General features: G+C 71.3%; 16 protein-coding genes. 5 read left to right on the top strand and 11 right to left on the bottom strand.

Translation table 11 applies throughout. The features are described from left to right. Genes DI272_RS29055 through DI272_RS29040 form a run of 4 tightly spaced genes read right to left on the bottom strand, consistent with a single transcriptional unit; the run spans nucleotide 1 to nucleotide 3,187 of the window. Complete coding sequence (locus DI272_RS29055) at nucleotides 1-372, bottom strand: TadE/TadG family type IV pilus assembly protein (RefSeq protein ID WP_109498170.1); 372 nt, start codon at nucleotides 370-372, stop codon at nucleotides 1-3. Beyond that, nucleotides 369-1,622, bottom strand: a complete 1,254-nt coding sequence (locus DI272_RS29050) for a P-loop NTPase (protein ID WP_109498169.1) — start codon at nucleotides 1,620-1,622, stop codon at nucleotides 369-371. Before DI272_RS29050 ends, DI272_RS29055 begins: the two co-directional genes overlap by 4 nt. A gap of 7 nt (nucleotides 1,623-1,629) precedes the next feature. Then, on the bottom strand, nucleotides 1,630-2,337 hold the full coding sequence (gene cpaB / locus DI272_RS29045) for a Flp pilus assembly protein CpaB (protein WP_109498168.1): 708 nt from the start codon (nucleotides 2,335-2,337) through the stop codon (nucleotides 1,630-1,632). 40 nt (nucleotides 2,338-2,377) lie between these two features. Further along, entirely contained in the window at nucleotides 2,378-3,187 is an 810-nt protein-coding gene (locus tag DI272_RS29040; RefSeq protein WP_258314912.1) for a hypothetical protein, read from the bottom strand. A gap of 354 nt (nucleotides 3,188-3,541) precedes the next feature. On the opposite strand from DI272_RS29040, the gene DI272_RS29035 reads away from it, so the two are divergent. Next, nucleotides 3,542-5,236 (top strand): chitinase, encoded by a 1,695-nt coding sequence (locus DI272_RS29035; RefSeq protein WP_109498166.1) that lies wholly within the window; start codon nucleotides 3,542-3,544, stop codon nucleotides 5,234-5,236. Nucleotides 5,237-5,250: 14 nt separating this feature from the next. On the opposite strand, the gene DI272_RS29030 is transcribed toward DI272_RS29035, so the two are convergent. From DI272_RS29030 to DI272_RS29010, 5 genes are all read right to left on the bottom strand, one after another. Then, nucleotides 5,251-5,727 (bottom strand): hypothetical protein, encoded by a 477-nt coding sequence (locus tag DI272_RS29030; RefSeq protein WP_109498165.1) that lies wholly within the window; start codon nucleotides 5,725-5,727, stop codon nucleotides 5,251-5,253. Between the two features lie 40 nt (nucleotides 5,728-5,767). Further along, on the bottom strand, nucleotides 5,768-7,957 hold the full coding sequence (gene helR / locus DI272_RS29025; RefSeq protein ID WP_109498164.1) for an RNA polymerase recycling motor ATPase HelR: 2,190 nt from the start codon (nucleotides 7,955-7,957) through the stop codon (nucleotides 5,768-5,770). Nucleotides 7,958-8,059: 102 nt separating this feature from the next. Beyond that, nucleotides 8,060-9,304 carry a glycosyltransferase gene (locus tag DI272_RS29020; RefSeq protein ID WP_109498163.1) on the bottom strand — a complete coding sequence of 415 codons (1,245 nt, stop codon included), beginning with the start codon at nucleotides 9,302-9,304 and terminating at the stop codon, nucleotides 8,060-8,062. 150 nt (nucleotides 9,305-9,454) lie between these two features. Beyond that, nucleotides 9,455-10,441, bottom strand: a complete 987-nt coding sequence (locus DI272_RS29015) for a hypothetical protein (protein ID WP_109498162.1) — start codon at nucleotides 10,439-10,441, stop codon at nucleotides 9,455-9,457. Beyond that, a complete protein-coding gene (locus DI272_RS29010; RefSeq protein ID WP_109498161.1) occupies nucleotides 10,438-10,899 on the bottom strand; it encodes a hypothetical protein in 462 nt (153 codons plus the stop codon). Before DI272_RS29010 ends, DI272_RS29015 begins: the two co-directional genes overlap by 4 nt. A gap of 189 nt (nucleotides 10,900-11,088) precedes the next feature. Here DI272_RS29010 and DI272_RS29005 point away from each other — a divergent pair, with 189 nt between their 5' ends. Together DI272_RS29005 and DI272_RS29000 are read left to right on the top strand one after the other, a co-directional pair. Then, a complete protein-coding gene (locus DI272_RS29005) occupies nucleotides 11,089-11,598 on the top strand; it encodes a SigE family RNA polymerase sigma factor (RefSeq protein WP_109498160.1) in 510 nt (169 codons plus the stop codon). Nucleotides 11,599-11,701: 103 nt separating this feature from the next. Beyond that, nucleotides 11,702-12,985 carry a hypothetical protein gene (locus DI272_RS29000; RefSeq protein ID WP_109498159.1) on the top strand — a complete coding sequence of 428 codons (1,284 nt, stop codon included), beginning with the start codon at nucleotides 11,702-11,704 and terminating at the stop codon, nucleotides 12,983-12,985. Here DI272_RS29000 and DI272_RS28995 read toward each other — a convergent pair. After that, nucleotides 12,961-14,277, bottom strand: a complete 1,317-nt coding sequence (locus DI272_RS28995) for an Nramp family divalent metal transporter (RefSeq protein WP_109501093.1) — start codon at nucleotides 14,275-14,277, stop codon at nucleotides 12,961-12,963. The two genes, DI272_RS29000 and DI272_RS28995, sit on opposite strands and share 25 nt — an antisense overlap. A 234-nt stretch (nucleotides 14,278-14,511) precedes the next feature. Between DI272_RS28995 and DI272_RS28990 the strand changes: the two genes are divergently transcribed. Then, nucleotides 14,512-15,858: a M14 family metallopeptidase gene (locus DI272_RS28990; protein ID WP_109498158.1), complete on the top strand. Its 1,347-nt coding sequence runs from the start codon at nucleotides 14,512-14,514 to the stop codon at nucleotides 15,856-15,858. A 10-nt stretch (nucleotides 15,859-15,868) separates the two neighbouring features. Here DI272_RS28990 and DI272_RS28985 read toward each other — a convergent pair whose 3' ends face one another. Next, nucleotides 15,869-16,357, bottom strand: coding sequence for a hypothetical protein (locus tag DI272_RS28985; protein ID WP_109498157.1), 489 nt, complete (start codon nucleotides 16,355-16,357; stop codon nucleotides 15,869-15,871). A gap of 127 nt (nucleotides 16,358-16,484) precedes the next feature. Here DI272_RS28985 and DI272_RS28980 point away from each other — a divergent pair, with 127 nt between their 5' ends. Next, the gene (locus tag DI272_RS28980) at nucleotides 16,485-17,408 is read left to right on the top strand and encodes a PfkB family carbohydrate kinase (RefSeq protein WP_109498156.1); all 924 of its coding nucleotides are present in this window, start codon (nucleotides 16,485-16,487) and stop codon (nucleotides 17,406-17,408) included. The last annotated feature ends 24 nt before the right edge of the window (nucleotides 17,409-17,432 follow it).

The raw sequence follows: 17,432 nt of genomic DNA, 5'->3' as shown, positions 1-17,432 counted from the left end.
TCAGTCCTTCTCCTCCTGCACGGCACCCGCGTGGCCCTCGACGGTGAAGGGGAAGCCGATCGCGCCGGGGAAGAGCACGGGCACCTTCAGGGACACGTCGGCTCGGACGTAGTCGCCGTCCGCCGTGCAGGTCACCTGGGCGTCCCCCTGCCACGCGCCCGGCAGATCCGCGAGCCCGGCCTCCTCGCAGCCCGCCTGGCCCTCCGAGGCCGTGCCCGCCCGCACCGCCCGGTCCGCGGCGTGCCCGGCCAGCGTGAAGGTGTATCCCACCAGCACGAACTGCCAGACCAGCACCAGGGTGAGGATGATCAGTGGGGTCATCCCGAGGAACTCGATGGCGACTTGCCCTCGGTCGCCGTACCGCCGCCTCATGGCCCCAGCTCCCTGCGCCTGCGGAAACTCACCGCACCCCGGTCCCCCCGCCCGCCGCCCTTGTGCGCCGCCCCGTCCCGCACCTTCACCAGCCCCAGCTCCCCCGCCAGGGCCCACAGCGCCTGCTTCACCGCGCTCTTGTTCTCCAGCTCGTGCACGCGGCCCGCGTCCACGACCCCTTGCAGTTCCTTGAAGTTGGCGGGGATCGCGGTCGCGGCGACGGCCGTGCCGGTGATCTTCTGGATGAGCGGGGGCTGGATCTCCGTACCGCGCGTGTGCCGGTTGACGACCACCGTCGTCTCCTCCGCCTTGCGGATCTGGAGCCGGTCCCACATCCGTACGGTCCGTTTGGCGCCGCGCACCGCGACCACGTCCGGCGTGGTGACCAGGACCGCCGCGTCCGCCATCTCCACCACCGCCGCGCCGGCGCCGCCGAGTTGGGCGCCGCAGTCGACGACGACCACCTCGTAGCGGGAGCGCAGGGCGCCGACGATCTGGCGGGCGGCGCGGTCGGTGACCTCCTCGCCGCGTTCGCCCTCGCCGGGGGCCAGGAGCAGGGCGAGGCCCGTGTCGTGGCGGAAGACCGCGTCCGCGAGCACCCTCGGCGAGATGTCCGTGATCGCCGCCAGGTCCACCACCGACCGGCGGAACTGCACGTCCAGGAAGGAGGCGATGTCGCCGGTCTGGAGGTCCATGTCGACCAGTGCGGTGCTGCGGCCGGACGCCTGGGCGGCCAGGGCGAGCTGGATGGCGGTCAGGGTCGCGCCCACGCCGCCCTTGGCGCCGCTGACCGTGACCACGGTGCCGCCGACGCCGGTGAACACGTCGGTGGACGCGCCGAGATGGCGGCGTACCCCCACCGACCAGGCGGCGACCGCCTGGACGCGGTTGGCCAGTTCGTCGTAGTGCAGCGGGAGGGCGACCAGGCCGCGGGCACCGTAGTCCATGGCCGCCTGGAACAGGCCGGGGCTCGCGTCGGAGGTGACGAGGATGACGCCCACCGCGGGGAAGCGCAGGGCGACTTCGCGGATGAGTTCCAGCGCCGGGACCGGGCCGATGCGTTCGTGGACGACGACGACCTCGGGGAGTTCGTCGACGGACTCGGCGGCGAGTCGGGCCAGGGTGTCGACGAGCTGGGTGGAGTCGACGACCGGGGCGACCGGTTCGGCGTCCGGGAGCTGGCTGAGCAGGGTGGTGATGGAGCGGACGGCGTCCGCGTCGCCTACGGCCGGCAGGATCCTCGTGGGCATACGGCTCTCACTTGTCCTTCGCGAGTTCGTACGTGCGGTCCTGGTCGGGGACCGGCTGGTCGCTGCCGGGAGCCACCAGGGCGAGCCGGACCCGCTCGGCGAACGACTCGGCGTAGGTGAGGCGCTGGGCGTCGAGGGTGGAGAGGGCGAAGGTGATCGGGACGGCTTCCTTGGACCGCTGGTCGCGGTTGCTCTCGTCGGGGTCGAGGGAGGTCAGCTTGCCGACGTCGAGGACCTTGGCGTCGGTCACGATGATCTTGGACTGGGCGGGGCTGCCCTGGCGCTCGCCCTCGAAGGTGGCGTACACGTTGACCGTGGAGCCCGGCGTGATCTTGCCGGCGACACCGGTCGCCGCGTCGATCATGATGGCGACCTCCTGCTGCCCGGGCTGCAGGGCCGGCTGCGCCACGATCATGTCGCGCTGCAGCAGGGAGCCCTTCTGGAGCGTCGTCACCGCGATCTTGCCCTCGATGTCGCGCAGATCGGTGACGGCGTTGGACGACAGCCACCGCTCGGGCATCGAGATCTTCTCGAACTGGGCCCTGCTCAGCGCCGTGTAGGGCGGGATCTCGGACCTGACCTCGTACGCGGTGACCTCGGGGCCGACCTTGGACTTCACGTCGCTGATGACGGACAGCACACCGGCGAAGGCCGCCAGGGCACACACGACCGACAGGATCAGGAGTATTACGCCGCGGCGCTGACGGGAGTTCATGAACCGGACAACCTCATTGGGGGATGTGGGTCGGCAGGGCTCACCCGGCGGTGAGTTGGTTCTGTTCGAGGGACGATGTCGCGGAGCAGAAGACACAGCGGTCGCCGATGACGTCGATGCCGCACCAGTGGCAGCTGCTCTGCCGGACGGACGTCACCAGCTGGTAGAGGACCGAGAGGTCGGGCAGGAAGGTGCAGAACTCGACCAGCCTGGCCGTGCCCCACCAGGCCGCGGACTCGGCGGGCAGCGGGGCCTCGCGCAGCCCCTGGACGTTCCAGGCGGGCGCCAGGGTGTCGGCGACCCAGTCGGTCTGGAGCTGCCCCTTGGCGACCAGCATCGAGGTGGCGAACTCGGGGCCGGACAGGGCCGCTTCCGGTCCGATGCGGACGAGTTGCGGCTCCGGGTGGGCGATGACGCCGAACTGGCTGCCGGGCACCCAGGACTTGGCGTGGGACTTCAGGCCCACGGGGACGCGGTCGAGCTTGGTGACGGAGCCGAGGACGGCACCCGCGTGGATGTAGTGCGTGAGCAGGCGGCCCGCGGAGGCGAGGACGCCGGGGCTGAGGTCGCAGGAGGCCAGCTGCCGCAACTGACGGGCCAGGACGGCCAGTCCGAGAGGCGGCAGATCGGGACGGAACAGAGCGATCCGGTCACTCTCCAGCAGGGAGCGGATCGTGTGCAGCCGCTGCTCCACGCCGGGGGCGGCCACCTGCGAGCACACCACGATCACATGTCCGCACTGGTCGATCAGCCCCTGCATCGCCGCCAGCGCCCGGTCGAGCGGCTGACGGTCGAGGTCCTTCAGGACGACCGCGGGCACGGTCCGCTCGTCCTGCGGCGGCAGCGCCATGTCGGCACCGGTCACGGCAATGGCAGTTGGCACGCGCAGCTCCCCGTTCCCATGCCCCGCCGGCCCGACCGGCGTTACCCGACCCACCCAGTCGACTTCACTGCGTGACTACGTCAGCACTCTAACCACGCGGTTGTGACCGGAGAACAGCGTTTGTGTAGCTGGCGAGGAACTGCCGTTACACAAGTTGCGCCAAATCGGGGCAGGTTGAGCATCTTGCCCGTCACATTTCGACCCTGGGGCCCTTGCCGGGGCCGCCGGGTGGGCCTGGGGGCCCATGCCGGGCGGCGCGATGAGCGCGCGGCTTGGTCTGGACCTATTGACAGACTGATTGGTCTGGACCAGTTTATTGTCATGTCCCCACAGAGACGATCGACCCGGCTCTGGTCCGGAGTCGCCACCGCCACCCTCGTCGCCCTCTCCCTGTCCTTCGCGGGCGCGGGCCAGGCGTCCGCAGCGGACGTCAACAACGTCAAGAACGCCGGATTCGAGTCCGGCCTGACCAACTGGACCTGCACGGCGAGCAGCGGTACGGCCGTCTCCTCGCCGGTCCACGGCGGCGCCGCCGCCCTGAAGGCGACCCCGGCAGGCCAGGACAACGCCAAGTGCACCCAGGCCGTCGCCGTGCGGCCCAACTCGACGTACACGCTGAGCGCCTGGGTCCAGGGCGGGTACTCCTACCTGGGCGTCACCGGCACCGGCACGACGGACGTGTCCACCTGGACCCCCGACTCCGCGTCCTGGAAGCAGCTGTCGACCACCTTCACCACCGGCGCCTCGACGACGTCCGTCACGGTCTACACCCACGGCTGGTACGGCCAGGCCGCCTACTACGCCGACGACCTCTCGGTCTACGGCCCCGACGGAGGCGGCGGCACCGACCCGGCGCCGACGGTCCCGGCCGCGCCGGCCGGTCTGGCGGTCTCCGGCACGTCGTCCTCGTCGGTGTCGCTGGCCTGGAACACGGTCTCGGGCGCGACCGGCTACAACGTCTACCGCAACGGCACGAAGGTCACGGCGGTGACGGGCACGTCGGCCACGGTGACCGGCCTCGCGGCCTCGACGTCGTACTCCTTCCAGGTCACGGCGACGAACTCGGCGGGTGAGTCGCCGAAGTCGGCGACGGTGACGGGCACGACCACGGCCACCCCGACCGGCCCGGCCCTCCCCAAGCACGCCGTCACCGGCTACTGGCAGAACTTCAACAACGGCGCCACCGTCCAGAAGATCTCCGACGTCCAGTCCCAGTACGACATCATCGCCGTGGCCTTCGCGGACGCGACGACGACGCCGGGCGCCGTGACCTTCAACCTCGACTCCGCCGGCCTCGGCGGCTACACCGTCGACCAGTTCAAGGCGGACATCGCGGCGAAGAAGGCGGCCGGGAAGAAGGTGATCATCTCGGTCGGCGGCCAGAACGGCACGGTGTCGATCAACGACTCGGCCTCGGCGGCCAATTTCGCCAACTCGGTGTACTCGCTGATGCAGACGTACGGCTTCGACGGCGTCGACATCGACCTGGAGAACGGCATCAACGCCACCTACATGACACAGGCGTTGAGGTCACTGTCCTCGAAGGCGGGCTCGTCGCTGATCATCACGATGGCGCCGCAGACCATCGACATGCAGTCGACGTCGAACGGCTACTTCCAGACGGCGCTGAACATCAAGGACATCCTCACCGTCGTCAACATGCAGTACTACAACAGCGGTTCGATGCTGGGCTGCGACGGCAAGGTGTACTCACAGGGCTCGGTGGACTTCCTGACGGCCCTCGCCTGCATCCAGCTGGAGGGCGGCCTCGCGCCGTCCCAGGTGGGTCTCGGTCTCCCCGCCTCGACGAGCGGCGCGGGCAGCGGGTACGTGTCACCGACCGTCGTGAACAACGCCCTGGACTGCCTGACCAAGGGCACAGGGTGCGGTTCCTTCAAGCCGTCGAAGACGTATCCCGACCTGCGGGGCGCGATGACCTGGTCGACGAACTGGGACGCCTCCGCCGGGAACGCCTGGTCGAACGCGGTGGGTCCGCACGTGCACGGACTGCCGTAGCGCCACTGTCGCTGTCAGGTCACCTGCTGCGCCGCGGCCATGCGGCGCAGCAGGTCCGCCTTCGCGCGTACGGCGGCACCCCGCAGGACCGTCTCCTGAGTGAGCCCGCCGCGCCGGGCCCGCTCCTCGTGCTCCTCGCGGATCTGGTCGGCCTCGATGGCGTCGGCGGCCTCCAGCAGGACCGCGGCCCGGTCGGCGGGCGGCAGCGTATCGGCGTCGACGATCTCGTAGGTCTCGGCGAAGATCTCCCCCTCACAGGCGTAGTGCTCGCCGCGCACGCCCTCGATCAGGACCCACCCCGGCGGGATCTCGTCCGGCTCCGAGCCGCGCTCCATGGTGCGGATGCGCAGGACGGGCGTGCCGTTCCGCTCCTCGGCACCGGCGAAGTCGTCGCCGAGGAAGGCACGGACCGCGGGCAGGTCTTCCTCGCGCCCGGTCCAGAGCAGCGTCCGGACGGTTACGGCGCGCTTGCGGGCGCGGGCGACGGTCATGAAGGGCTCCCCCGATCGTTCGACGACAGGGGTCACCTTGTCAGGAGCCGGTGAGGATGACCAGCCGTTCGGTCGCGCGTGTCATCGCGACATAGCGGTCCACCGCCCCCTCGACGCCCGTCCCGAAGTTCTCCGGGTCGATCAGGACCACCAGGTCGAACTCCAGCCCCTTCGACAGCTCCGGGGTCAGGGAGCGGACGCGGGCCGAGGGCTGGAAGGCCGGGTCTCCGATGACGCAGGCGATGCCCTCGGCGGGGTGGTCGGTGAGCCACGTGTCGAGGATCGAGGCCAGCTCCTCCACGTGTCCGTGCGCGACCGGGATGCCGCTGCTGCGGATGGAGGTGGGGACGTTGGCGTCGGGGAGGGCGGTGCGGATGACCGGCTCGGCCTCTGTCATCACCTCTTCCGGGGTGCGGTAGTTGATGCTCAGGGACGCCATGGTGATGCTGGTCAGGCCGATGCGGCGGAGGCGTTCCTGCCAGGTCTCCGTGAAGCCGTGGCGGGCCTGGGCGCGGTCGCCGACGATGGTGAAGCTGCGGGACGGGCAGCGCAGCAGGAGCATCTGCCATTCCGCGTCCGTGAGTTCCTGTGCCTCGTCGACGACGATGTGGGCGAACGGGCCTGCCAGGAGGTCGGGTTCGGCGGTGGTGAGTTCGGACTCGTCGACCAGGTTGCGCTGGAAGTCCTCCCGGCGCAGCTGCGTCATCAGCCCCTCGCCGTCGGGGTCGGCGGCGATCAGGTTCTCGACGACCTGCGCCATCTGCTCGCGCTGGGCGGCGAGGGTGGCCTCCTGCCGGCGTTTGCGGCCGTCCGCCTTCCGGTCGCCGAGACGCTGCCGGGCCGCGTCGAGGAGGGGGAGGTCGGAGACGGTCCAGGCACTCGGGTCCGCGCGTTGCAGGGTGCGGACCTCGTCGCGGGTGAGCCAGGGGGCGCACAGGCGCAGGTAGGCGGGGACCGTCCACAGGTCGCCGACCAGGTCGGCCGCCTCCAGCAGGGGCCACGCGGCGTTGAGGGCGCCGACCAGTTCCTTGTGCTGGCGCAGCACCCTGCGGAACAGCTCCGGCGGGACGCCGTCCCGGCCGTCGTGCTTCTCGTCGTGCTTGTCGTCGTACTTCTCCGCCAGGATCGCGACCAGCTTGTCCCAGATCTGGCCGCGTGCCTCGTTGTGCGGGGTGCCCGGTTCCGGGGCGTCGAACGCCTCCGCCCAGTCGGCGGCGGTCAGGCGGAGGTCGGTGTGGTCGACGGTGACCGTCAGGCCCTCGGCGGGCGGCTCCTCGTAGAAACGTACGGCCTTCTCGATCGCCTTCACCATGTCCGCCGACGACTTCAGGCGCGCCGCCTCCGGGTCGGGCTCCGGGCCCGCCGCGGCTCCCTCCTCGACCAGGTCCCGCAGGATGCAGGTCTGTACGCCCTCCTCGCCGAGGCTGGGGAGGACGTCGGCGACGTAGGAGAGGTAGGGGCGGTGCGGGCCGACGAAGAGGACGCCGCCCCTGCGGTGGCCGAGGCGCGGGTCGGAGTAGAGCAGGTGGGCGGTGCGGTGCAGGGCGACGACCGTCTTGCCGGTGCCGGGGCCGCCGTCGACGACGAGCGCGCCGCGTGAGCCCGCGCGGATGATGGCGTCCTGGTCGGCCTGGATGGTGGCGAGGACGTCCCGCATCCGGTCGGAGCGGTTGCCGCCGAGGCTGGCGATGAAGGCGGACTGGTCGTCGAGGGCGACCTGGCGTTCCAGGCCGTCGGCGGTGAACACCTCGTCCCAGTAGTCGCTGATCCGGCCGTCGGTCCAGCGGTAGCGGCGGCGGCTGGCCAGGCCCATCGGGTGGGCGTGGGTGGCCGCGAAGAAGGGCTCCGCGGCCGGGGAGCGCCAGTCGATCAGCAGGCGGCGTCCCTCGCTGTCGGTGAGGCCGAGGCGGCCGACGTAGAGGGGCTCGGGGTCGTCGGCGGCGACCATGCGGCCGAGGCACAGGTCGAGGCCGAAGCGGCGCAGGGTGCGCAGGCGGGCGGTCAGGCGGTGGATCTCCGCGTCCCGCTCCATGGCGGCCCGGCCGGCTCCGCCGGGCGCCCTGAGCTCGGCGTCGAGGCGCGTCGACAGTTCGGCGATCGACTCCTCCAGGCTCACCGCGATCGCCGCGAAGTGCCGCTCGTCACCGGCGATCAGGGTGGGGTCGGCCTTGGCGGAGAGACGGTCGGGGAGGGCGAACGCCGTGGTGGCGGCGGTTCCCTGGGGGTTCACGTGATCAGCTCCGATGCGAGGCCGAATGAGGATGATTGCGGATGAATACGACAGGACGCGGGCGACAGGGCTCCGGACTCGGCGGAGTGCCGCCCGGTGACCTTACGGGGCGCCGGTGCCGCCCTGCGCGGCGACGTCCAGCAGCAGCTTCGCCGCCACCGCGGCGCCGTCCGTGCGGACCTCGGCCGCCAGGGACCGCGCCCGCTCGCGGGTCTCGGGGGCCAGGGCGACGGTGAGCGCGGCCGTCAGGGACGCGCAGGTCGGCGTCGGGCCGTCATGGGCCGCGCCGATACCCAGCTCGGCGACCCGGCCGGCCCAGTACGGCTGGTCGGCCATCTGGGCCACCACCACCTGCGGTACCCCTGCCCGCGCGGCCGTCGTGGTCGTGCCGGCGCCGCCGTGGTGCACGACCGCGGCCACCCGGCGGAACAGCTCCTGCTGGTTGACCTCGCCGACGACGAGGCAGTCGTCCTGGCCGTCGATCAGCGCCAGGTCGGCCCAGCCGCGGCCGAGCAGCACCCGGTGGCCCTGCGCCCGGACCGCCTCCACCGCCGCCCGAGAGACGTCCGCCGCGTCCCGCAGGGGCATGCTGCCGAAGCCCACGTACACCGGCGGGGCGCCCGCCGCCAGGAACTTCTCCAGCTCCTCGGGGAGCGGCCGTTCGTCGGCGCGGATCCAGGCGCCGGTCTGGACGACGTCCAGCTCCGCGGGCTCCTGCCAGGGGCTCAGGACCGGGTCGGCCGCCAGCAGCGGGCGGTCGGTGAGGACGTGGTCGCGGAGGCCGGCCACCGGGGGCAGGCCGAGCCCGGCGCGCCGGGCGTCGACCGCGCCGCCGAACAGCTCGTTCAGGACCTCGGTGTTCAGGTCCCACAGTTCCCGGTTGTCGGTGACGTCCGCCGGGAGCGGGTGGCCCGGGAAGGCGAGCGGCGGGTGGTGCGGGGAAGGCAGGTAGGACGGGAAGCAGGAGACGAACGCGTACGGGACGCCCAGCTTCTCGGCGGCGGCCCGCGCACCGGCGGCGGCCGGGAGCAGGCCCGTCGCCACCACCAGGTCGCTGCCCTCGGCGACCGGGGCGACCGCGTCGTACACCGAGTCGAACAGGGCGGCGGCCCGCTCCGCCATCGTCGGGGGCAGTTCCGTCGGCTTACCGGTCAGGGCGTCCGTCGCCAGCGCCCGCACGGACCGGCCGATCGGCACCAGCGGGACACCGGCACCGGCCAGCAGTTCCTCGAAGTCGGGCGGCGCGCAGACCCGCACCTCGGCACCGAGTTCCCGCAGCGTCACGGCGAGCGCCGCCATCGGCTCCACGTCACCGCGCGATCCATACGTCAGCAGCACAACACGCATCCGTGACTTCCCCGTTTCCGCAGGTACCGGCTTCAGGCCGACGATTCTGCGGGACGAGGGGGGCCTTGCCGCAAGGCCCCCCGTGCGCTATACATTGAATATGGCAAGGGGTGTCGACACCTCCTTGCCTTTCGTGTTTCCGGGCTTCTGTCAGCCTTGCAGGGACGTCCGGTGGGCGTGCGTCGGGTCCGCGGGGCAGACGAAGAGGTTGAGGGTGCCGGCCCGGCCCACGCTGACGTGGGTCGGGGTGAAGACGCTGTCCTCCAGGGGGATCCAGCTACGGCTGCCGCCGTGTTCCGAGGGACGGATCGCCAGCAGCAGCTCCATGGCCGTGCCGCACGAACAGACCATCGGGTGCGGACCGGTCACTCCCCAGTAGGCGTACCCGCCCACCTTCCAGCCGGCGGCCACCGCGAAGTCGGCGTCGTAGCCCAGGGAGTCGTCGTCGTTGTCGTCGTCCTCCCAGAGTCCCTCCTCCCACTCCTCGATCCTCGACTGGAGGTCTTCGGGGAGGAGTTCGGGCCACTCGTACTCCACGACCCCGGGCTCGGGGTGCAGGACGCAGGGCTCGGGGACCAGGCCCTCGTAGCCGACGACCGGCGGGAGCGGCGGGTCGGTGAGCACGGCCTCGGCCGCGGCGGCCCCGGAGTCGCGCCAGCGCAGGTGGACGGCGGGGGTGTGCGGGAAGCCGTGGGCCTCGAAGGGGCACCACAGCACCTGGAGGAGGTCGCGGCCGGGCGGCGCCGGGAGGTTCGGCACGTCACGGGCGTACAGCTGGGCCAGCGCGAGGAGCGGGACGGGGTGGGTGTCCGCGATGTCCGGGAGCTCGTGGCGGCGTTGCAGGGCCGTCAGGCGTGCGTGCTCCTCGCCGGTGAGGGCGCGGCCGTCCGCCGCCGCGTGGACACGGCGTTCCTCGTGGATGTCCTCGATCCTGCGGCCCGTGTTCCTGCGGTGCTCCTGCGTGCACGTCGGCCACGCCTCGGCCGCGGGCCACAGCAACGGGCCGCCCACCGAGCTGTCGTACGGCGTGGGGGCGCCGGGGCGGGGGTGCAGCCGGGTGCAGGTGCCGCGGTGGGCGGCGAGTTCGGGGAACAGGGCCTCTATGTCGAGGGGGCGGGGCGGTGTCGTGCGGGTCATCGCACCGGCTTGTAGTGGCCGAGGATCGCCTGGAGTGCCGCGAACCATTCCCGCAGGCGGTCCTTGGGCCTGGCCTCGACCTGGCACTCGTAGAACTGGCCGCTGTGCAGGACCACCGCGACGACGAGGGCCTTGCCGTTCGGGGTCGCCTTGTAATGGACGGTGTGGATCTCGGGCCAGCTGAACTCGGCCTCCGCGCCGCGCATTTCGAAGGCCACGCCGGACATGTCGATCACCACGGAGTTGTGGCGGTCCACGGCCAGGAACTCCGGGCCGGCGGGGGCCTGGGGCGGGTACGGGGCCGGGGGGACGGGCTGGGGCTGGGGCGCGTACTGCGCGGGTGGCGCGTACTGCGCGGGTGGCGCGTACTGCGGCGGGTACTGCGGGGGCGGCGGGCCGAAGCCTCCCGGCGGGGGGCCGTAGGAGGGGGGCGGTGGGCCGTAGGGCGGCTGGGTCATCGGTGTCCCCGGGTGAGTTGCCTCGTACAACTGTCGTACGACTTCCTCGGCGAAACCTACCTGGGCCGCGCCCCGGCACCGCAACCCTGTCCGTCCTGTCTCCGAGCCCTGTGAAACATTTCCCCGGGCCCACCGCATCAGTACAAGTGAGGACGGTGCACGCCGGGCACCCACGAGCAGGGGGAACACATGAGACAGGTCCTTGCGGACCAGTACGCGGAGTTCGCGGCGGCGCGCGCGGGACATCTGTACCGCTCCGCGTGCCTGCTCACCGCGGGTGACACGCATCTCGCCGAGGACCTGGTGCAGGAGACCCTGGGCCGGCTCTACATCGCCTGGCACCGGGTGAGCCGGGTCGGCAATCCGGCCGGGTACGCGCAGACCGTGCTCACCCGGACGTTCCTCGCGCACCAGCGGCGGCGCAGCAGCACCGAGCGGGCCACCGACCCCCTCCCCGACCGGGCCGCCGCCGACCAGCGTGACGTGCCGCTGCGGCTGACGCTGCTGGAGGCGCTGGCCCGGCTGCCCGCCAAGGACCGGGCCGTGGTCGTCCTGCGCTACTGGGAGGACCGCTCGATCGAGGAGACCGCCGACGCGATGAACGCCAGTTCGTCCGCGGTGCGCACCCGTTGCACCCGTGCCCTCGGGCGGCTGCGGGAGCTGCTCGGCGAGGACCTGGGCGAGTACGCCCGCTCCTGACCCGCCCCCTCCACGCTCCCCCTGCACGCTCCCCCTGCACGTTCCCCTTCCACCCTCCCCCACGACTCCCATCACTCAGACTTCGCGGAAACGGTGGTTTGCCATGCCCGTTGACCAGCACAGCGATCCCTTCGAGGACCGTGTCGCCGCCGAACTGCGCGCCGCAGGCGGCGGTTTCGAACCCGACCTGGCCGCGCTCACGACGGCCGGGCTGGCCCGTGGGCGGCGGCTGCGGCTGCGGCGCCGGGCCGCCGTCGTGGGCGGTGCGGCCTCGCTGGCGCTCGTCGGGGTGGGGGGTGCGTTGCTGCTGCCCGGCGGGGGTGCGGGACCGCACCAGGCCTCGGTGGCGGCCGGTCCGAGCGCCACGCCGACCGTCACGCCGACCCTGCCCGCCGTCTCCGACCAGGAGCTGATCGACACCCTCAAGGAGCAGCTCGGGTACGGCAAGTTCAGCGAGGAGCGCGGCAGCGGCACGGCGGACAAGGCGGGCCCGTACGCGGCGCTCGTATGGGACGACGGGGACGGGGCGGCGGCCGTCGCCGTGAGCCTGAACCGGGTGCAGCCGGGCGGGGAGGAGGCCCGCCAGCTGGCCCAGTGCCCGGACAAGCTGTACGTCCCCTACGACGACTGCAAGTCCACCCGGCTCGACAACGGTTCGGTGCTGAAGATCGTCCAGGGGTACGAGTATCCCGACAAGCGGGTGCCCACCAAGTGGTGGTACGCCGATCTCGTCAGCGCCGAGGGACAGCACGTCTCGGTGTCGGAGTGGAACGCGGCGGCGGAGAAGGACGCTCCGGTCACGCGGGACGAACCACCCCTGGACAACGCCGAGTTGCAGAAGCTGGCCACCGCGCCGGCCTGGCTGAAGGCGATCGACGCCATTCCCGGGCCGCCCCCTCAGGAGCCGGAGCCGACGCAGTCCGCGCCCGTCACCGATGTGGCGAAGAAGCTCGTCGACCTGCTGCCCGACGGGGTGCAGGTGGTCTCGCGCAGCGGTGACGAGGGCGAGTACGGGTATGTGGTCGTCGACGACGGCAAGGGCAAGAGCCTCGTCGAGATCAACGTGCAGCCGAACAGCGGGGACCTGCTGGGGGAGAGCATGTTCGACGGTGCCGAGGAGGTCGGGGACGGCACGATGCTCGTCACCCACGAGGACGCCGGTGACAAGGACGTCGCCGGCGCGGTCCGGTGGACCGTCGACACGGTGCGGATCAACGGCCTGCGGGTCGTGATCAGCGCCTACAACCAGGGCGGGCCGCACGACGCGCCCGGCCGTGAGAAGCCCGCCCTGACGATCGATCAGCTCAAGACGATCGCGCTCAGCTCGGCGTGGGGGCCGAGCCGGGAGGAGTCGTTGACCGGTCAGAAGAACTCCGACCAGGGCTGATCCCAGATCTGCTTGACGCACAGCACCAGGAACAGCAGCCCGGCGATGGCCAGCATCGCGTTGCTGACCGGGCCGTTGCGCCATTGCGCCGGGGTGCGTGAGGAGTTGAGGAGCCAGATCAGGGTGCCGGCGAGGAAGGGCAGGAAGGCCGCGCCCAGGACGCCGTAGAGGATGATCAGGCGGAAGGGCTGGCCCTGGAAGAGCAGGACGATGGGCGGGAAGGTCAGCCACAGCAGGTACGCGCGGAAGGGCCAGGAGCGTTCGCGCGCGCCGGAGGCGACCTCCTCGCCCTTCGCCGTGTCCGCGGTGCGGTAGCGGGCGACGAAGTCGGCGAACATCAGGCTCACGCCGTGCCAGACGCCGATGAGGGAGGTGAAGGAGGTGGCGAAGAAGCCGATCAGGAAGAACTTGGCGGTCGCCGAGCCGTACTCCTGCTCCAGGATGTCGCTGAGCTGGATGAGGCCCTTGTCGCCGCTCGCGATGGCGATGTTCGCGGAGTGCAGCAGCTCCGCGCCGACGAAGAGCATGGCGATGACGAAGATGCCGGTGGTGGCGTAGGCGACGCGGTTGTCGAGCCGCATGACCTTCATCCAGCCGGTGTTCGTCCACCCCTTGGCGTTGACCCAGTAGCCGTACGCGGCGAGCGTGATGGTGCCGCCGACGCCGCCGATCAGGCCGAGGGTGTTGAGGATCGAGTCGTTCTCGTCGGGGAGGACGGGGAGCAGGCCGGCGAGGGCGTCGGGCAGGTTCGGGGTGACCCTGACCGCCAGGTAGACGGTCACCACGAACATGACGCCCACCAGGACCGTCATGACCTTCTCGAAGACCTCGTACTTGTTGAACCAGACGAAGACCAGGCCGACCAGGCCGCAGGCGACGCCCCACCATTCGAGGTCCAGCACGCCCGGGAACAGCGCCTGGAGCGGCAGCGCGCTCGACGACATCGCCGCCGCGCCGTACACGAACCCCCAGACGACGGCGTAGACGACGAAGAACCAGGTGGTCCAACGGCCCAGGCTCGCCCAGCCGTCGAAGAGGGTGCGGCCGGTGGACAGGTGCCAGCGGCCCGCGGCCTCGGCGAGGGAGATCTTCACCAGGCAGCCGATGACGGCGGCCCACAGCAGGGTGTAGCCGAAGTTGCTGCCGGCGATGAGGGTGGCGACCAGGTCGCCCGCGCCGACACCGGTGGCCGCGACGACGATGCCGGGGCCGATGTACTTCCAACTGGACTTGCGGGGTGTGGGGGTGGTCGATACCTGGGTGTCAGTGGGGTGTCCCGTGGTGTCCGCCATGAAGGTCAACAAACCGCAAAGATCCAGCCGTGACAAGAGGGCGTGCGCGGTCCGTGAGTCCGTCCGCGGGCAGCATGGACCGCGGCTGCGCGGCGCGCGGAGGAGCGGCCGTTTCGCGCCAGTGCGTCTTCATCCGCCCTTGACCTGCTCATGCCATGCCTCGACCATGAGCCGCACACCCGCACCACGTACGTCGCACTGAATCGCCACTCCCCACTCCCACAAGGAGGCTTCATGCGACTTCGGACACGGGGCTCGGGCGCCCGGGCCGGCAGACGCACCGCCGCGCTCGCCGCCCTGCTCGCCCTGGCGCTCGCCGCGCCCCTCACCTCCATGGACGCGTCCGCCGACAGCGTCGGCAAGGCGGCCCCCTCCGCGGACGACATCCGCCAGTACGAGATCCACCAGCACACGACCCCGCTGACCCGTACCGCCATCCAGCAGACCGGCGTCACGGTGGACGAGGCCGACGAGGAGACCGTGGTGGTCTCCGGCCGCGCCGACCAGATCAGAGAGCTGCGCCGACTCGGCTACCAGGTGCAGGCGTTGGCCGCGGCCCCGGACCGGTTGAGCGAGGACGAGCTGCGGCTCTACGACTTCCCGTCGGCCGACTCGCGCTATCACAACTACGCGGAGATGACGAGCCAGATCAACTCCGTCGTCTCGGCCCACCCGGACATCGTGAGCCAGCGCGTGATCGGCACGTCCTACCAGGGACGGAACATCGTCGCCCTCAAGATCAGCGACAACGTGGCGACGGACGAGTCCGAGCCCGAGGTGCTGTTCACCCACCATCAGCACGCACGTGAGCACCTGACCGTGGAGATGGCGCTCTACCTCCTCGACCAGCTGACCTCCGGCTACGGCACCGACTCACGCGTGACCAGCCTGGTCGACAGCCGGGAGATCTGGATCGTGCCGGACCTCAACCCCGACGGCGGCGAGTACGACATCGCCACCGGCTCGTACCGCTCCTGGCGCAAGAACCGGCAGCCCAACTCCGGTTCCTCGTACGTCGGTACGGATCTCAACCGCAACTGGAACCACCGGTGGGGCTGCTGCGGCGGCTCGTCCGGGTCGACGTCCTCGGAGACCTACCGCGGGCCGGCGGCCGAGTCGGCCCCCGAGGTCAAGGTGGTCGCGAACTTCGTGCGCAGCCGCGTGGTCGGCGGGGTGCAGCAGATCAAGGCCGGCATCGACTTCCACACGTACAGCGAGCTGGTGCTGTGGCCGTTCGGGTACACGACCGCCGACACGACGACCGGCATGACCGCGGACGACCGGAACGCGTTCGCGACGGTGGGTCAGAAGATGGCCGCCAGCAACGGGTACACGCCCGAGCAGTCCAGCGACCTGTACATCACGGACGGGTCGATCGACGACTGGCTGTGGGGGAACCAGAAGATCTTCGCCTACACCTTCGAGATGTACCCGACGTCCAGTTCCCAGGGCGGGTTCTATCCGCCCGACGAGGTGATCGCCCGGGAGACCGCCAGGAACCGGGACGCCGTGCTGCAGTTGCTGGAGAACGCGGACTGCATGTACCGGTCCATCGGGAAGGCGGCCCAGTACTGCAGTTAGGGGCGCCCGCTCAGTCGGACTCCTCGAAGTAGGCGTCGAGGACAGCGTCCAGCTGCTCCTCCCACTCCTTGAAGTTCGCCCTGGCCGCCGCCTCGATCTCGATCGGGTACCAGCGGCGGTCAGGGGTGTGGACCGTGATCGTGAACCGCTTGCCGAAGCGGGGGGACTCCGTCTCGACCGCGCCGATCTCGTCCCACCCGAACTCGCACCGCTCCTCGTCGAGGCTGAGGCGGACGCCCTTCGCGTCGGCGACGATCTTCGCGCGGCGGTCGGAGGCCTCGAAGACGGGGCCGTCGGCCGCCGCGTCCTCGTCCGCCCCGGTTTCCGCTTCCTCGGGGGCGGCCTCGGCGGCCTCCTCCTGCGCGAGGGGCTCCTCGGCGTCCGCCGGCTCGGCGTCCGCGGGCTCGCCGGACACGGGTGAGGTCAGCCCGGGGATGAAGGCCGGGTCGAATCCGGCGCCTTCCAGGGGCTTGCTGCTCGAACCTATGCGCTGCTCCACGGTCGGAAGTATGGCGGACGAAGCTGTGCCGTGGGGCGCCGGGGGCGGAAGCCACGGAAGAAGCTCTTGCAGAAATTTTCTGCAACTTCTTGCCCGGCGGGAAAGACGGCTGCTTGACTCGGCTGCCATGAGCCCCGAGACCGATGTCCTCGTCCTGGGCGGCGCCGGCGTGGACACCATCGTCCACGTCCCCGAGCTGCCGCTCCCCTACGCCGACAGCTACATGATCGACCCGGGCATCGTGAACCGCGCCGGCCAGAGCGGGGACTTCGTCGCGCTCGGCGTGCACGCGCTGGGCCTGCGCGCCCACCACCTCGACGTCGTCGGCGACGACCACGAGGGCGACCTGGTACGCGCGTTGCACCGGGACCGCGGCATCCCGTTCACCGAGGTGCGCTCGGCCACCGGCACCAAGCGGGCGGTCAACCTGGTCGGCCCGGACGGGCGCCGGCTCTCCCTGTACGACATCACGCGCGGCCAGGACGCCGACCGGTTCCCCGAGGACACCCTGCGCACCCTGGCCGGCAGCGCCCGGCACGCGCACGTGGTGATCACCCACCCGGCCGTCCACGCCCTGCCCCTGCTGCGCCGCAGCGGGGTGTCGATCTCGACGGACCTGCACAACTGGGACGGCGAGAACCCGTACCAGGAGGCGTTCGCCCTCGCCGCCGACCTGGTCTTCCTGTCCACGACCGCGCTGGCCGACCCCGAGGCCACCATGCGGGACATCGCCGCACGCGGCCGGGCGAGCGCCGTGGTCGCGACCGCCGGGGCGGAGGGGGCGTATCTGCTGGCCGACGGTGAGCTCACGCACGTGCCCGCGGTCGAACCGCCCGCTCCCGTCGTGGACTCCAACGGCGCCGGGGACGCCTTCGCCGCCGCGTTCCTGCTGGGCCGGCTGACGGGCGCGGACGTGCTGCGCTGCGCGCGGTACGGGGCGGTCGCGGGCGCGTACGCCTGCACGGTGCCCGCGACCCGGGCGGATGCGATCGGCCGGGACGACCTCCTGGCGCGGGTGGCCGAACTGGAGGCGGAGAAGGCCTTCGGCTGACCGAACTCCCGCCGGAATCCGCCC

Source organism: Streptomyces sp. Act143 (assembly GCF_003143935.1).
Classification (GTDB): domain Bacteria; phylum Actinomycetota; class Actinomycetes; order Streptomycetales; family Streptomycetaceae; genus Streptomyces.
Note: the sequence above shows the minus strand (reverse complement) of the source record. Positions and strands in the feature narration are given on the sequence as shown.